The following is a 13,091-nucleotide window of genomic DNA, read 5'->3' as shown; positions in this document are numbered from 1 at the left end:
AACAGGCAATTTCAAACTATTTTTCCTGGCCGAATCCAGCCAGGTTTTCGGGCGATGCCGCGAGCAGGCTGGCCTGTCGACTCAGGGAGTGCTTGAGTTCGGCGGGAAGGTCACACCAATGCTGATCGAGCAGTGCCCCCTCGATCGCATACAACAGAACCTTTGATATGCGAAAGCCTCTGACCTCGGCTCTGACCATGACTGCGCGATAGGCGTGAAGGGCGCCTATTCGACGCAGGTCGGCTGCGTTGTGGATACCGGCGGCGTGCAGCCATTGGGCCGAAGTCTTGCCCAGATTTTTCATGCGTTGCAGATCGTCTTCCATGATTGTTCCTTGCAGTATGTAGCTCCGTGTCTTGCGACCTCCTGGACTTGACACAAACTGCAGGTACAAGCCATGAAAACCAGTGTAGTGGCGGGTGATGGGGGGTAGGCGCGGGCGGCCCGAAAATCCGCGGCGAGGCGCCGGACGGTCGCAGGAAGGCAGGCAAAATGAGAGCGCATTGCCGGCATGTCCACGCATGCACGGCAGGTTTCAGTCACCTCTTGCGGGTGGCTGTTCGAGCGGGCTCAGCGGGTACGATAGCGCAGGCGAGTACCGAAATTGACGGACATCAGGATCTCGTCCGCACTCAGTTCGGGCGGGAAATAAGCACCCGAAATTTGTGCGTGGGCGATGCTGGCACCCTCCAGCGACGACGTGCGGAAGTCGACACCGCGAAGGTCGGCGGAACGGAAATAGGCGTCGGTGAAATCAACGTCCGTAGCATCCATTTCGCGCAGGTCCAACCCTCGGAAATCACCACCCGAGAGGTCGATCACGGCATTTTTGGGGCGTTCACGGTTGAAAGTGACCACATCGTCTTTTCGCAGCAGGGCGAACAGCGGTGAGTCGAGCAGCTTGGGCTGGGTCATCTGGCGCCACCTTTGTTGGAATTCTGACGCCATTATAATGCCACCACCATCAAGCCGTGAAGAGGACACCTTCACGACTCGACGACGGGTTCACGAAATTACAGCCCGGGCAGGCACTGACGGATGTCGGTGACCAGTTTGTCCAGGTCGCTGCTGACATTGGTTTCCACATGTCGGCTGCGCAGGGCCTCATCAGCCGTCAACGGCTCGCGACTGGCCAGCTGTGCCTCGATGACGTCCATGGTGGCATCGGACGGATCGTCGTTCTGCGCCTGGCGTTGTGCCAGCCAGCCGGCGATGACGGCCTTGGGCGCTGCGCAATCGAGAATCAGGAACGGCGCGCCGGTCGATTCAGCTACCTGCGCGGTGGCCTGACGCTGAGCGTGCTTGAGATACGTCGCGTCGACCACCACCGGAAAGCCGGCATGCAGGACAACGGCGGCCAGCTCGTTCAGGCGGGTGTAGGTCGCCGCGCTGACATCTGCCGAATACAGGTCGTTGCTGTCGGCGAACAGGCGCTTGCGCTCGACGTCCGAACGCAGACGAACGGCGCCCAGTGCCTCGACCAGTCGCATCGCGACGTGGCTTTTGCCGACGGCCGAGACACCGTGGGTGATAGCCAGGAAATTCGACGGAATGGCGCTGTAGCTCTCCGCCAGATTGGCGTAGTTGCGATACTGGCGCAGCGTGGTGGCGCGCTGCACATGGTCGGCGTCCGCCGGCAGGCTGAACAGCGCGACCTTGGCGCGGACCATGGCGCGGTAGGCTTTGTAGAAATTCAACAGCTCCAGCCCGGCATAGTCGCCGGTCAACTCCAGATACTGGCTGACCAGGCGCCGCGACAGGCTCTTGAGGCCGCGGTCTTCCAAGTCCATGGCCAGGAAGCCGAGATCGGCATACACGTCGGTCATGCGGAACGGTTCGTTGAACTCGATGCAGTCGAAGATCACGACCTTGCCATCGATCAGCGTGGCGTTGCCCAAGTGGATATCACCGTGGCACTCACGAATGAAACCTTCGTTCTTGCGCTGTACCAGCAGTGGCTTCAGGCGTTCGAAACTGGTGTTGGCCCAGGCTTCCAGCGCCTGCAACTGAGTCAGGTCGGCTTTCTCGCTGAGGAACGGCAGGATCTGCTCGAAGTTCTGGGTGACCGGTGCCATCACGCTCTCGGCGGTGCCCAGCGGATGTTCCACCGGAACTTTCGGCGCGCTCAGATGGAACTCGGCAATTTGCCGGGCCATGTCATCGATGTGCGCGGTGGTCAGTTCGCCCTTGCTTTGCAGAGTGCTGAGCAGGCCGTCCTGAGGGAACTGACGCATTTTCAGCACGTATTCGATGGCTTCGCCTGCGCCGCCGAGTTGCGGGGCTTCAGCGCTGCCGGTGACAGGCAACACTTCCAGATACAAATTGTCGGTCAGGCGCTGGTTGAGCTTCAGTTCCTGCTGGCAGAAATGCTCGCGGGCCGAAAGGCTGGTGAAGTCCAGGAAGCCGAAGTTGACCGGTTTCTTGATCTTGTAGACATACGGGCCCGTGAGCAGCACCCAGGAAATATGTGTTTCGATGACCTGAAACTGCTCCACGGGGTGTGGAAACAGGTCAGGGTTCTGCAGGGCTGCAATCAGTGTCTGGCTCACGGACGATCCTTGAAAGATGGTAAGTCGATGGTGAAGTGACTAAAGAAGGCCATTATGGCCGCTCGGCGCCTCGCTGGAAACCGCGTCGAGGTGGTCTGCCGATGACTCTGAAAGTGCGTATAATCCGCCGCCATGACACGATCCCGTACCCCGAAAAAAGCCCCCAAACCCGCCAACAGCCGGCTTCGCAGCCTGTTGGGCTGGGCCCTGAAACTCAGCCTCGTCGGCCTTGTGGTGCTGGCCTGCTTTGCTGTCTATCTGGACTCCATCGTCCAGGAGAAATTTTCCGGCAAGCGCTGGACCATTCCTGCCAAGGTCTACGCACGGCCGCTGGAACTGTTCGTCGGCCAGAAGCTGTCCCGGGATGACTTCCTGATCGAGCTCGACGCGCTGGGCTATCGCCGCGAAAGCGTCGCCAACGGCCCCGGCGCCGCGTCGGTCAACGGCAACACCGTCGATCTCAACACCCGTGGTTTTCAGTTCTATGAAGGTGCCGATCCTGCACAGCAGATCCGTGTGCGCTTCTCTGGCGATTATGTCGCCGACCTGACCGCCGCCAACGGCAGCAAGCTGGCCGTAGCGCGTCTGGAGCCGTTGCTGATCGGTGGTCTGTACCCGAAAAACCTTGAGGACCGCATCCTGATCAAGCTCGATCAGGCGCCGCCTTATCTGCTGGATACGCTGGTTACCGTCGAGGACCGCGACTTCTACCACCATCTGGGTGTGTCGCCGAAGTCCATCGTCCGTGCCTTCTGGGTCAACGCTTCGGCAGGGCAGTTGCGTCAGGGCGGTTCGACCCTGACCCAGCAGTTGGTCAAGAACTTCTACCTGACCAACGAGCGCAGTCTCACTCGCAAGCTGACCGAAGTCATGATGGCTGTGCTGCTGGAGATGCATTACAGCAAGCAGGAAATTCTTGAGGCCTATCTGAACGAAGTGTTCGTCGGTCAGGACGGCCAGCGCGCGGTTCACGGCTTTGGTCTGGCCAGCCAGTATTTCTTCAGCCAGCCGTTGTCCGAACTGAAACTCCATCAAGTGGCGTTGCTGGTCGGTCTGGTCAAGGGGCCTTCCTATTACAACCCGCGGCGTAACCCGGATCGTGCGCTGGAACGGCGCAATCTGGTGCTCGACCTGCTGGAGCAGCAAGGCGTCGCTACGCCCGAGGCGGTGGCCGCGGCGAAAAAAATGCCGCTGGGTGTGACCAAGACCGGCTCGCTGGCGGACAGCTCCTTCCCGGACTTCCTCGATCTGGTGAAACGTCAGTTGCGTCAGGACTACCGCGACGAAGACTTGACCGAAGAAGGCTTGAGGATTTTCACCAGTTTCGACCCGATCCTGCAGATGAAATCCGAAGCTGCGGTGCGTGACAGTTTCGCGAAGATTGCCGGTCGCAAAGGCGCCGACGAGATGGAAACGGCGATGGTCGTGACCAACCCGGAAACCGGTGAGGTGCAGGCGCTGATCGGCAGCCGTCAGGCCGGCTTTGCAGGCTTCAACCGTGCGCTGGATGCAGTGCGGCCGATCGGCTCGCTGGTCAAGCCGGCAATCTACCTGACAGCGCTGGAGCGCCCGCAACAGTACACGCTGACCAGTTGGGTGCCTGACGAGCCATTCCAGGTCAAAGGCGCGGACGGCCAGATCTGGAAGCCGCAGAACTTCGACCACAAGGCCCACGGCAATATTTTCCTGTACCAGGGCCTGGCGCACTCCTACAACCTGTCCAGCGCCAAGCTGGGTCTGGAACTCGGTGTGCCGAACGTCTTCAAGACCCTCAACAAGCTTGGGGTGAACCGCGACTGGCCAACGTTCCCGTCGATGCTGCTGGGCGCGGGCGCGCTGAGTCCGATTGAAGTGGCGACCATGTACCAGACCATCGCCAGTGGCGGTTTCAATACGCCGCTGCGCGGGATTCGCAGCGTGTTGACGGCTGAGGGCGAGCCACTCAAGCGCTATCCTTTCCAGATCCAGCAACGCTTCGATCCGGGGTCCATCTACCTGCTGCAGAACGCCATGCAGCGCGTCATGCGCGAAGGTACCGGCAAGTCGGTGTACAACGTGCTGCCAAGCTCGCTGAACCTGGCAGGCAAGTCCGGCACCACCAACGACTCCCGTGACAGCTGGTTCGCCGGGTTCAGCCAGGACCTGCTGGCGGTGGTCTGGATGGGCCGTGACGACAACGGCAAGACACCGTTCACCGGTGCTACCGGCGCCTTGCAGATCTGGACCAGTTTCATGAAGAAGGCCGATCCGTTGCCGCTGGACATGGCCATGCCAGACAACGTCGTGCAGGCATGGGTCAATGCCACTACCGGGCAGGGCACTGATGCCAGCTGCCCGAATGCCGTGCAGATGCCGTATATTCGGGGCAGTGAGCCGCAACCGGGTCCAAGCTGCGGCGGGCCGACAGCGCCTGCCGAATCGGTGATGGACTGGGTCAAAGGCTGGTTGAACTAAGCAAAGGGGTGTGAAGTGAACAAGTGGTGTATTCCGGCTTTAACGGCTCTGGCTTTGCTCAGCGGTTGTGCGACCCAGACGCGCGGAAACATTCCGGTGGTGGATTCTGGCTCTCGCGTTTCCAACAGCGAGCGCGTATCGGCCAACCGCAACGCGGCCTACCGCGCGCCGGTGCAGGCCCAGGCGCAATCCCAGGCCATTCCTGAAGATTCCGGTGTGGTGGTCATGGTGCCGGGCGGTGCGAATGCCAGCGCGGCACCGATCTCGAGCTATGCTCCGCCGATCAATACGGCACCGATCGACACTTCGCCGGTCAATCAGGCGCCGATCAATAACACCTACACGCCACCGGCCGTGAACAGCAACACTTACAACATGCCGCCGTCGGCGCCGACAGGCATTCCATCGGCTTCCAGCAGCGGTGGTCTGTCCGCTGATGAACAGCTGGACGGGCCGGTACTGGCGCTGCTGACCACTGCTCAGCAACAGCAGAGCGGCGGCGACCTCAATGGCGCAGCGTCGAGTCTTGAGCGTGCTCAGCGTGTAGCGCCTCGCGAGCCACAAGTGCTGTATCGTCTGGCGCAAGTGCGTCTGGCGCAGGGGGATGCGGCTCAGGCCGAACAGCTGGCTCGTCGTGGCCTGACCTATGCCAATGGTCGCACCAGCCTGCAAGCCAGCCTGTGGAACCTGATTGCTCAGTCGCGTGAGAAGCAGGGCGATCCTGCTGGCGCAGCACTGGCGCGGCAAAAAGCCAATGGATAAGCGTTTTCTGCAAATCGCCGATCAGCTTCTGCTGATCGAGCGTGAGCTACGGATTCTCGGGCGCTGGGAGGACGTGCCGCCCAGCGACGAAGCGCTGTCCAGTCGGGAGCCATTCTGTGTCGACACACTGGATTTCGATCAGTGGCTGCAATGGATCTTCCTGCCGCGCATGAAGACCATCCTCGAACAGGATCTCGCGCTGCCCAACGCTTCCGGGATTCTGGAAATGGCGCAGATGGTCTACGCCACTCGTGCTACGGAGACCCGGCAACTGCAAGAGCTGCTGGCGCAGTTCGATCGCCTGATCAGCGAGTCAGCCTGACATTCAGTTGCAGTTATCGTCGATGGACTTCTTGACCTCGACGATACGGGCCTGACGTTCTTCTTCGGTGAAACGGCGAAACTCGCCGTTCACTTCTTCGCGTACCCGTGGATTGTTCTGCAGTTGAGCAAGATTGGTGCGTTGCTGTTCGCAGTACGCCTGGCGTTTGCTCTCCTGCGCCGCCACCTGTTTCTTCACCTTGCTGTCGATGGCGCGCTGCTCGGCCGATGCGTCGGGCTGTGCGGCAGGCGTGGAGGGCGGCGGCGCTACGGGTTTCTGGGTGTCGATTTCCTGCGCGGCCTGACCGGCAGGCGGCTGTGCGTCGAAATGCGTGATTCCCTGTGCGTCGACCCATTTGAAGATCTGGGCGGCCTGGCCGGCTGCAGAACCGGCCGCCAGCGTCAGCGCGGCTGCAAACATCGTCCAGCGCATACTGCTTCCTTAACATCGGTGGCTGTGTCGAGGAAACCTATCACAAGCGCAGGCCAACGACCTCATTCAGTGCTTTTTCTCGCTTCATGAGCGAAGAAAGCGCAGGGATGACTTGACTTGAGAGGGTTGAATCAGAACAATCCAAAGTCCGCTGTAGAGGGACTGCCAGAAGCAGACCCGCTCGGTAGATCATGAGGCGCACACCCGCGCCGACCTGTAACACCCGCAACGCGTTACCTCGCGCTGGGTGGGAAGACCCCGAAACACTCATGGGGCGATCCCAATACTTGCTCAGTCAGTGCTGACGTAGTCGGCGACCACCGTCGCTCATGCTCTGCTGGCAGTAAACCTATTAAGACCCGTCTTCAGTTTGAGTGGACGGATTTCTGGCGTTTTAGAGGTGGACAACGTGGAGCTTTTATCTGGCGGGGAAATGATCGTCCGCTTTTTGCGTGACGAAGGCGTCAAGTATATCTATGGGTACCCGGGCGGTGCCGCATTGCATATCTACGACGCGCTGTTCAAAGAACCAGCAGTTCAACACATTCTCGTACGTCATGAGCAGGCAGCCACGCACATGGCTGACGGTTATGCGCGCGCAACCGGCAAGGCTGGCGTGGTACTGGTGACTTCGGGTCCTGGTGCTACCAACGTCATCACCGGTATCGCCACGGCGTACATGGACTCGATCCCGATGGTCGTCCTGACCGCTCAGGTTCCGAGTTTCATGGTCGGCACCGACGCCTTCCAGGAAACCGACATGATCGGTATCTCGCGTCCTATCGTGAAGCACAGCTTCATGGTCAAGCACGCTTCGGAAATCCCGGAAGTGCTGAAAAAGGCTTTCTATCTGGCCGAGTCCGGCCGTCCAGGTCCGGTCGTTGTCGATATTCCGAAAGACATGACCAACCCGGCCGAGAAGTTCGAATACATCTACCCGAAAAAGACCAAGCTGCGTTCGTACAGCCCGGCAGTACGTGGCCACTCCGGCCAGATCCGCAAGGCTGTGGAAATGCTGCTGGCGGCCAAGCGTCCGGTGATCTACGCCGGCGGTGGTGTCATTCTAGGCAACGGCTCCGCGCCGTTGACCGAACTGGCACAACTGCTGAACGCTCCGGTCACCAATACACTGATGGGTCTGGGCGCCTATCCGGGTACTGACCGCCAGTTCGTCGGCATGCTGGGCATGCACGGCAGCTACACCGCCAACCTGACCATGCACCATTCGGACGTGATCCTGGCTGTCGGTGCGCGTTTCGACGATCGCGTGATCAACGGTGCGCCGCGCTTCTGCCCGGGTGCCAAGATCATTCACATCGACATCGACCCGGCTTCGATCTCCAAGACCATCAAGGCCGATGTGCCGATCGTGGGGCCTGTTGAAAGCGTCCTGACCGAAATGGTCGCCATCTTCAAAGAGATTGGCGAGACGCCGAACAAGGAATCGGTTGCGACCTGGTGGAAGCAGATCGAAGAGTGGCGCGGTGGCCGCGACATGTTCCCTTACAACAAGGGCGACGGCAGCATCATCAAGCCGCAGACCGTTATCGAGACCCTCAGCGAAGTCACCAATGGTGATGCGTACGTCGCTTCCGACGTGGGTCAGCACCAGATGTACGCTGCGCAGTATTACCGTTTCAACAAGCCTAACCGCTGGATCAACTCCGGTGGCCTGGGCACGATGGGCTTCGGTTTCCCGGCAGCAATGGGCGTCAAACTGAGCTTCCCGGATGCCGACGTGGCCTGCGTCACCGGCGAAGGCAGCATCCAGATGAACATCCAGGAACTGTCGACCTGCCTGCAGCACAACCTGCCGGTGAAGATCGTTCTGCTCAACAACGGCGTGCTCGGCATGGTCCGTCAGTGGCAAGACATGAGCTACGGCGCACGTCATGCACATTCCTACATGGAATCGCTGCCTGACTTCGTCAAGCTGGCCGAGGCTTATGGTCACGTCGGTCTGCGCGTTACCGACCTGAAGGATCTCAAACCGACGATGGAAAAGGCGTTCGCCATGAAAGATCGTCTGGTGTTGCTCGATATCCAGGTCGACCCGAACGAGCACGTCTATCCGATGCAGATCAAAGACGGCGCGATGCGTGACATGTGGCTGAGCAAGACGGAGCGTACCTAACCATGCGGCACATCATTTCGCTTTTGCTGGAAAACGAGCCGGGTGCCTTGTCTCGCGTCGTCGGTCTGTTCTCGCAGCGCAACTACAACATCGAAAGCCTGACCGTGGCGCCAACCGAAGACCCGACCCTGTCGCGTCTGACGCTGACCACGGTTGGTCATGATGAGGTGATCGAGCAGATCACCAAAAACCTCAACAAGCTGGTTGAAGTGGTCAAGCTGGTCGATCTGTCGGAAAGTGCTCACATCGAGCGCGAACTGATGCTGATCAAGGTCAAGGCCACCGGCGCCCAGCGTGCCGAAATCAAGCGCACCACGGATATCTTCCGCGGCCAGATCGTTGATGTTTCCAGCAGTGTCTACACCGTGCAGCTGACAGGGACGAGCGACAAACTGGATAGTTTTATTCAGGCCATTGGCACCACCGCCATCCTGGAAACCGTACGCAGCGGCGTTACGGGCATTGCCCGCGGCGACAAAGTGCTGAGCATCTAATCAAATTTAGCGAATGGCCCGAGCGGCCAAGATAACAGGGGAATTTCATGAAAGTTTATTACGACAAAGACTGCGACCTTTCGATCATCCAGGGCAAGAAAGTTGCCATCATCGGTTACGGTTCGCAGGGCCACGCTCAAGCGTGCAACCTGAAAGACTCCGGCGTTGATGTCACCGTTGGTCTGCGTAAAGGTTCGGCTACCGTCGCCAAGGCTGAAGCCCACGGCCTGAAAGTGACTGATGTTGCCTCGGCCGTTGCCGCTGCCGACCTGGTCATGATCCTGACTCCGGACGAGTTCCAGTCCCAACTGTACAAGAACGAAATCGAGCCGAACATCAAGAAGGGCGCTACCCTGGCCTTCTCCCACGGCTTTGCGATCCACTACAACCAGGTCGTGCCTCGTTCCGACCTGGACGTGATCATGATCGCGCCGAAAGCACCAGGCCACACCGTTCGTACCGAATTCGTCAAAGGCGGCGGTATCCCTGACCTGATCGCTGTTTACCAGGACGCTTCGGGCAACGCCAAAAACGTCGCTCTGTCCTACGCTTCGGGCGTTGGCGGCGGCCGTACCGGCATCATCGAAACCACCTTCAAGGACGAGACTGAAACCGACCTGTTCGGCGAGCAGGCTGTTCTGTGTGGCGGTACCGTCGAGCTGGTCAAAGCCGGTTTCGAAACCCTGGTTGAAGCTGGCTACGCGCCAGAAATGGCCTACTTCGAATGCCTGCACGAACTGAAGCTGATCGTTGACCTCATGTACGAAGGCGGTATCGCCAACATGAACTACTCGATCTCCAACAACGCCGAATACGGCGAGTACGTGACCGGCCCTGAAGTCATCAACGCCGAATCCCGTCAGGCCATGCGCAACGCTCTGAAGCGCATCCAGGATGGTGAATACGCGAAGATGTTCATCGCTGAAGGTGCTACCGGCTACCCATCGATGACTGCCAAGCGTCGCAACAACAAGGCCCATGGCATTGAAGTCATCGGCGAGCAACTGCGCTCGATGATGCCTTGGATCGCGGCCAACAAGATTGTTGACCAGACCAAGAACTAAGATTCATCGAATCCGGTTCTGCTTCAGGAAAAACGCGACCTCAGGGTCGCGTTTTTTCGTTATGGGGGCTCATCTGGTATAAAGCTGCATCGTTTGCCGGCGTCGTGTCGCGGCGAGCATCTGTCGAAAATTCATTGCTGCAAGGTATTGTCCATGAGCGAACGTCCCGAAGAGCCGAACAAGCCCTCAGACGCCGAAAGCCTGCTACCGATCGATGAGCATATAGAAGAAGGCCACGATGCCGACGGACGCAAGGTCCGCCATCGCGGTATCTATTTGCTGCCCAACTTGTTCACCACGGCCAACCTGTTTGCCGGTTTCTACGCCATCATCAGTGCCATGAGCGCCCAGAGCGCCATGAGCGCCGGTGATCAGGCGGGAGCGAGCAAGTACTTCGCCTTCGCCGCCATCGCTATCTTCGTGGCCATGGTGCTGGATGGTCTGGACGGCCGCGTTGCACGCATGACCAACACCCAGAGCGCGTTCGGCGCCGAGTATGACTCGCTGTCCGACATGGTTGCCTTCGGTGTAGCGCCGGCATTGCTGGCTTTCGGCTGGGCGCTGGGGGATATGGGCAAGGTCGGCTGGATGGTTGCCTTTATCTACGTGGCAGGGGCTGCGTTGCGGCTGGCGCGCTTCAATACCCAGGTGGGCAAGGCTGATAAGCGCTACTTCATCGGTCTGGCCAGCCCGGCAGCTGCCGGAGTGGTTGCCGGTACGGTCTGGGCGTTCAGCGATTACGGAATTCAGGGTTCCAAGCTGTCGTTTCTTGTCGCGCTGCTGGTGGCGGCTGCGGGCATGCTGATGGTCAGCAACATCAAGTACAACAGTTTCAAGGAGCTGGATCTCAAGGGGCGCGTGCCGTTCGTTGCCATTCTGGCGGTCGTGTTGGTGTTTGCTGTGGTATTCAGCGATCCGCCACGCATTTTGCTGCTGATCTTCCTCGGTTATGCAGCATCTGGTCCGGTGCAGTACCTGCTGCGTCTGCGCCGCAATAAGTAGACCAAGAGATACATTTCACAGCGAGCTCTGCAGTCTATAAGGTTTATGTGTTTACAGATTGCGGAGCTCTCATGCTTATCAAGATCCCTGCCGCATCCGCTTGTAAAGAGTCGGATGTCACTCCCGAATCCTTCTATCTTTCTCGCCGCTCCCTGCTTGGGGGAGCCATGGCAGGGCTCGCGCTTGCCGGACTGCCGCTTTCCGCTGAAGCAGGGGAGGTGTCGCAGTATGCGGGCGTCGAACCTGGCGCTGCGCCAGGCTGGTTCAAGAACAAGCTTCCCGACACCCGCTGGCAGGCCGTTACTGTCAAGGATGAATCGATCACGCCTTTCAAGGATGCGACCCACTACAACAACTTCTATGAGTTCGGTACGGACAAGGGCGATCCAGCAACGAACGCCGGTTCCCTGAAGACCGAGCCATGGACCGTGGTGATTGATGGCGAGGTAGGCAAGCCGGGTCGATATGCGCTTGAAGATTTCATGAAGCCCTATCAGTTGGAAGAACGCATCTACCGGCTTCGCTGTGTTGAAGCGTGGTCGATGGTCATTCCATGGATGGGGTTTCCCATCTCCGAACTGCTCAAGCAGGTCGAACCTACATCGAACGCAAGGTTCATTCGGTTTGAAACGCTTCAGGATCCCAAGAGCATGCCGGGGCAGCGCTCCGGCTTTGCATTGATCGACTGGCCGTATGTAGAGGGGCTACGCCTGGATGAGGCAATGAATCCGCTGGCGATTCTCGCGGTCGGCATGTATGGACGTGAACTGCCTAATCAGAATGGGGCGCCATTGCGTCTCGTAGTGCCCTGGAAGTACGGATTCAAGAGTGTGAAATCCATTGTGCGCATCAGTCTGGTGAGCGATCAGCCCAAGACGACGTGGCAGAGCATCGCTGCGGATGAATACGGCTTCTATGCCAACGTGAATCCGACGGTCGATCATCCGCGCTGGACCCAGGCCCACGAGCGACGCCTGCCGGGGAGCCTGTTCAGCCCTAATATCCGGCAAACGGAAATGTTCAACGGCTATGGCGAGCAAGTGGCTGCTCTCTATACGGGCATGGATCTTCGGAAAAACTACTGATGCGTTATCTGTTCTGGCGTCTGGCTGTCTTCTTTGCTTGTTGCATTGCACCCGTGTTGTGGCTGTACCAGGCTTGGATCTTTGCCTTGGGGCCTGATCCTGGAAAGGTACTGGTGGATCGCCTGGGGCTGGGGACTCTGGTGTTGCTGCTGATCACGCTGGCGATGACACCCCTGCAACGCATGACCGGCTGGGCTGGTTGGATCGCCGTGCGGCGCCAGTTGGGGCTGTGGTGCTTCACCTATGTTGTGCTGCACATGCTGGCTTACGGCTTTTTCATCCTGGGTTTCGACTGGGCGCAGTTGGGCGTCGAGCTGGTGAAGAGGCCCTACATCATTGTCGGAAGCCTGGCCTTCCTTTGTCTGCTGGCTTTGGCGGTGACTTCCAATCGCTTTAGTCAGCGTCGGCTCGGTGCCCGTTGGAAGAAGCTCCATCGGCTTGTCTATATAGTGCTGGGGCTTGGGTTGTTGCACATGTTGTGGATCGTTCGAGCCGATCTCAAGGAATGGTCCATATATGCAGGCATTGGTGGACTGATGTTACTGCTCCGTATCCCTCCTGTTATGCGACGGATCTCGCGTCGCCCCGGCCGAAAATCAGGCGCTGTAACAAAAGTTTAAATAAGTGCTTGACGCGCCAGCGGATGTCTCTATAATTCGCCCCACTTCCGGCGCAGACGGAACGGAAAACTCCTTGAGTATCAACGAGTTAGACGATAAGTCAGCGAGGAAGTGCTTCGGTTTAGATGTTCGAATCGACAGCGGTGAAAAAGGTGGTTGACAGCAGGTTGTAA

The 13,091-nt window shown here is 58.9% G+C and carries 13 protein-coding genes; 9 read left to right on the top strand and 4 right to left on the bottom strand.

All coding sequences use genetic code 11. The features are described 5' to 3' along the window. Nucleotides 1–16: 16 nt before the first annotated feature. The 3 genes from ACIPL0_RS16105 to ACIPL0_RS16095 form a co-directional block, all read right to left on the bottom strand. Nucleotides 17–325, bottom strand: a complete 309-nt coding sequence (locus ACIPL0_RS16105) for a TfoX/Sxy family protein (RefSeq protein WP_400597724.1) — start codon at nt 323–325, stop codon at nt 17–19. 245 nt (nt 326–570) lie between these two features. Then, on the bottom strand, nt 571–915 hold the full coding sequence (locus ACIPL0_RS16100) for a pentapeptide repeat-containing protein (RefSeq protein ID WP_400597726.1): 345 nt from the start codon (nt 913–915) through the stop codon (nt 571–573). A 98-nt stretch (nt 916–1,013) separates the two neighbouring features. After that, the gene (locus ACIPL0_RS16095) at nt 1,014–2,549 is read right to left on the bottom strand and encodes an AAA family ATPase (protein WP_400597728.1); all 1,536 of its coding nucleotides are present in this window, start codon (nt 2,547–2,549) and stop codon (nt 1,014–1,016) included. A 132-nt stretch (nt 2,550–2,681) separates the two neighbouring features. Between ACIPL0_RS16095 and mrcB the strand changes: the two genes are divergently transcribed. The 3 genes from mrcB to ACIPL0_RS16080 are packed head-to-tail and all read left to right on the top strand — an operon-like array spanning nt 2,682 to nt 6,087. Continuing rightward, nucleotides 2,682–5,003, top strand: coding sequence for a penicillin-binding protein 1B (gene mrcB / locus ACIPL0_RS16090; protein WP_400597730.1), 2,322 nt, complete (start codon nt 2,682–2,684; stop codon nt 5,001–5,003). Between the two features lie 15 nt (nt 5,004–5,018). Further along, nucleotides 5,019–5,765, top strand: a complete 747-nt coding sequence (locus tag ACIPL0_RS16085) for a tetratricopeptide repeat protein (protein ID WP_400597732.1) — start codon at nt 5,019–5,021, stop codon at nt 5,763–5,765. Then, nucleotides 5,758–6,087, top strand: a complete 330-nt coding sequence (locus ACIPL0_RS16080; protein ID WP_400597733.1) for a YqcC family protein — start codon at nt 5,758–5,760, stop codon at nt 6,085–6,087. Before ACIPL0_RS16085 ends, ACIPL0_RS16080 begins: the two co-directional genes overlap by 8 nt. A 3-nt stretch (nt 6,088–6,090) precedes the next feature. Here ACIPL0_RS16080 and ACIPL0_RS16075 read toward each other — a convergent pair whose 3' ends face one another. Then, entirely contained in the window at nt 6,091–6,519 is a 429-nt protein-coding gene (locus ACIPL0_RS16075) for a DUF4124 domain-containing protein (protein ID WP_400597735.1), read from the bottom strand. Between the two features lie 409 nt (nt 6,520–6,928). Between ACIPL0_RS16075 and ACIPL0_RS16070 the strand changes: the two genes are divergently transcribed. From ACIPL0_RS16070 to msrQ, 6 genes are all read left to right on the top strand, one after another. Then, nucleotides 6,929–8,653, top strand: a complete 1,725-nt coding sequence (locus ACIPL0_RS16070) for an acetolactate synthase 3 large subunit (RefSeq protein WP_400597737.1) — start codon at nt 6,929–6,931, stop codon at nt 8,651–8,653. A gap of 2 nt (nt 8,654–8,655) precedes the next feature. Continuing rightward, the gene (gene ilvN, locus ACIPL0_RS16065) at nt 8,656–9,147 is read left to right on the top strand and encodes an acetolactate synthase small subunit (protein WP_093469284.1); all 492 of its coding nucleotides are present in this window, start codon (nt 8,656–8,658) and stop codon (nt 9,145–9,147) included. 47 nt (nt 9,148–9,194) lie between these two features. Further along, the gene (gene ilvC, locus ACIPL0_RS16060; RefSeq protein WP_400597740.1) at nt 9,195–10,211 is read left to right on the top strand and encodes a ketol-acid reductoisomerase; all 1,017 of its coding nucleotides are present in this window, start codon (nt 9,195–9,197) and stop codon (nt 10,209–10,211) included. 153 nt (nt 10,212–10,364) lie between these two features. Continuing rightward, nucleotides 10,365–11,213, top strand: a complete 849-nt coding sequence (gene pssA / locus ACIPL0_RS16055; RefSeq protein WP_400597742.1) for a CDP-diacylglycerol--serine O-phosphatidyltransferase — start codon at nt 10,365–10,367, stop codon at nt 11,211–11,213. A gap of 71 nt (nt 11,214–11,284) precedes the next feature. Then, complete coding sequence (gene msrP / locus ACIPL0_RS16050; RefSeq protein ID WP_400597744.1) at nt 11,285–12,298, top strand: protein-methionine-sulfoxide reductase catalytic subunit MsrP; 1,014 nt, start codon at nt 11,285–11,287, stop codon at nt 12,296–12,298. Further along, entirely contained in the window at nt 12,298–12,918 is a 621-nt protein-coding gene (gene msrQ, locus ACIPL0_RS16045; RefSeq protein ID WP_400597746.1) for a protein-methionine-sulfoxide reductase heme-binding subunit MsrQ, read from the top strand. Before msrP ends, msrQ begins: the two co-directional genes overlap by 1 nt. Nucleotides 12,919–13,091 lie beyond the last annotated feature (173 nt).

The sequence above is a fragment of the Pseudomonas sp. NPDC090208 genome (assembly GCF_044746785.1).
GTDB lineage: Bacteria > Pseudomonadota > Gammaproteobacteria > Pseudomonadales > Pseudomonadaceae > Aquipseudomonas.
This window is presented reverse-complemented; position numbering and strand designations above follow the sequence as displayed.